Consider the following 2,894-nt stretch of genomic DNA (forward strand, 5'->3'; position numbering starts at 1 on the left):
CTCCTGGACAAAGCCCTCTCTCGCCCGCTGCGCCGCCTTACCCAAATAGCCGAGCAATTTGTGCACAGTGGGATCCCAGCCTTGGCCTCTATGGATCCCGGCCCCATCTGGGAGGTGCAGACCCTGGCCAAGGCTTGGCAACAGGCGGCGGCCAGCCAACAGGCGCTGTTGGATCGCCTCTGGCAACAGCAGCAGCAGTACTGCGCTGTGGTGGAGCAGCAGACGGAGCTGATCTGCCGCTTTCGGCCCGATACTTCCATAACCTATGCCAACCCGGCCTACCTGCGCTTCTTTGGCCGCTCAGCAGAAGAAACGATAGGCAGGCGCTGGAGGGATTCTCTGCCGCCAGAAGAACGGGAGGCGGTACTGCAGGCGCTGGCCGTCCTCACGCCTGAGCACCCCTTCCACCGCAGCGAGCGGGAGTACCCTGGCGAAGACGGACAATCCCGCTGGGTAAGCTGGGTAGATCGGGGCATTTTCGACAGCCAAGGCCAACTGGTGGAGATCCTGTCGGTGGGGCGGGAGATCACCGAGAAAAAGCGGGCCCAACAGCAGCTAGAAGCCCTTAACCGCGAGCTAGAAGCCCAGGTGGCGCTGCGCACCGCCCAGTTGGAGCAGGCTTTGCGCTTTGAGGCAGTGCTGCGCTCCCTCAGCGGCCAGATGGTGGCCAGCCTCAACGAGGGGGAGATCCTGGAAGAGGTGGTCAAGAGCCTGGCCGAAGCCCTCCACCTAAGCGGCTGCCACATTCTCTTGACCGGCGCCGGGGGGTCAGGCTGGATCCCGGCTTGCTCGTTTCCGGAGGAGGCGGATCCCGTCTATCTCAACGACCCTGAGCTGGTGCACCTGCTGCACTCCCATGCTTTTCTCGAGCAGCCCTGGGAAGTCCACTGCTGTTGTCAAAAGGAAAAAGGGGGGCACTGGGTGCAGCTTTTGGCCTGCTCCCTTTGGGACAAGCAAGAGCGGCTGGGGGTGTTGCTGGTGGAGCGACAGCAGGAGTTTTCGGAAGCCGAAAGGCAACTGGCCTACCAGGTGGCCAACTTGTGTGCTCTGGCCCTGCGGCAGGCCCGTCTGTATGAGGCGGCCCAGGCCCAGGTGAAGGAATTGGAGCGGCTCAACCTGCTCAAGGACGATTTTTTGAGCACCGTCTCCCACGAGCTACGCACCCCCATGGCCAATGTGCGCATGGCCCTGCAGATGCTGCAAATAGCCTGCGATAACCCTAAGAAACAGCAGCACTATTTTGCCATCGCTCTCAAAGAATGCAACCGACAAATTGATCTCATCAACGACCTGCTGGACATGCAGCGACTGGCAGCCGAGAAGTATCTGCTCCAGCCGGAAGAGATCTTCCTGCCGCACTATTTGCGGGATCTGGTGGCGGCAGCCCAGCCTCTAGCCCAGGGCAAAAAGCAGAACTTGCAACTGCGCCTAGAAGAGGGGATCCCACCCCTTGAGGCGGATCCCACGGCTCTGGGCCGCATTTTGCGCGAGCTGCTGCACAATGCCATCAAGTACACCGCCCCCGAGGGATCCATCCACCTGCGGGTGGCCCAGGAAGGAGAAGGGATCCTCTTCGTCTGCAGCAACAGCAGCGAGATCCCAGAGGCGGAGCTGCCCCGCATTTTTGAGAAGTTCTACCGCATCCCGCAGTCGGATCGCTGGAAGCACGGCGGCACCGGCCTGGGGCTGTCCCTGGTCAAGCAACTGGTGGAGCACATGGGGGGCCGGATCTCCGTCAGCAGCCTGGAAGGATGGACCCATTTCCGCGTTTGGCTCCCCCAAAGCCCAGATCCCGCTCCGGCGGCGGCAAAAGACCTCTCTAGAGCCGGCAGCGCCTAGGAACGGCCAGGGGCCGGCTCAGGGGAAGCGCGCAAAAAGGATCCCCGCAGCTGACCGCAAGCAGCGTTGCCATCTAGGCCACGGGTCTGGCGCACGCTGGCCTGGACGTGGTGTTCCTCTAGCAGGCGGACGAACTCCGCCACCCGCGCTGGGTGAGGGCGCTGATAGTCGGCCTCGGCGATGGGGTTGTACGGGATCAGGTTGACGTGTAGGCGTGCCCCCGACTGGCTGGCCTGGCGCAGCAGGTGGGCCAACTGACGGGCATGGATGGGCAGGTCGTTGATCCCGGCCAGCAGCGTATACTCAAAGCTAATCCGCCGCCCGCTGCAGAGCATGTAGTCGCGGCAATCTTGAATAAGGGCGTCCAGGGGATAGTGGGCTGCGGAAGGGATCAACTGCTGCCGCAGCTCCTGGTTGGGGGCATGCAGGCTGACGGCCAAGGTAATCTGCAGCTTTTGCTGGGCCAGCCAGGGGATCTGCCGAGGCACGCCCACCGTCGAGAGGGTGATGTGCCGCTGGCCAATGCCAATATCCTGATTGAGGCTGCGGATGGCCTGCACCACGGTGTCGCGGTTGAGCAGGGGCTCCCCCATGCCCATGAAAACCACGTGGCTGACGCGGCGGCCAAAGTCTTCCTGCACCGTTAACACCTGATCCAGGATTTCGTGCAGCTTGAGGTTGCGCCGGTAGCCCATCTTGCCGGTGGCGCAGAAGTCGCAGGCCATGGGGCAGCCCACCTGGGAGGAGACGCAGACGGTCAGCCGTTTGGCGGTCGGGATCCCCACCGTCTCGATCAACTCCCCATCCGCCAACTGCAGCAAAAACTTGACCGTGCCATCGCGGGATTCTATCCGCTGCACCACCTGGGAGCGCCCCACGGGATACTCTTGCAGCGCCTCGCGCCAGGCCTTGGGAAAGACCGTCACCTCCTGCAGGGAGCGGATCCCTTTGTGGTAGAGCCAGGTGTGCAGTTGTTGCCCGCGGTAGGCCGGCTGCCCCTGGGCAACTGCCCAGTCTTTCAAGGCGGCTAGGGATTGCCCAAGCAGGGGAAGGGG

At 62.9% G+C, this 2,894-nt stretch carries 2 protein-coding genes; one reads left to right on the forward strand and one right to left on the reverse strand.

Features of this window, described 5'->3' with window-relative positions:
- Nucleotides 1–1,839: ATP-binding protein (locus tag NW809_RS11700; protein ID WP_414402208.1), on the forward strand; the 1,839-nt coding region annotated here is incomplete at its 5' end.
- On the opposite strand, the gene rlmN is transcribed toward NW809_RS11700, so the two are convergent.
- On the reverse strand, nucleotides 1,836–2,894 hold a 1,059-nt coding region (rlmN, locus tag NW809_RS11705; RefSeq protein WP_414402209.1), incomplete at its 5' end, for a 23S rRNA (adenine(2503)-C(2))-methyltransferase RlmN. The two genes, NW809_RS11700 and rlmN, sit on opposite strands and share 4 nt — an antisense overlap.

It is taken from the genome of Synechococcus sp. WC101 (assembly GCF_047461555.1).
Taxonomy (GTDB): domain Bacteria; phylum Cyanobacteriota; class Cyanobacteriia; order Thermostichales; family Thermostichaceae; genus Thermostichus.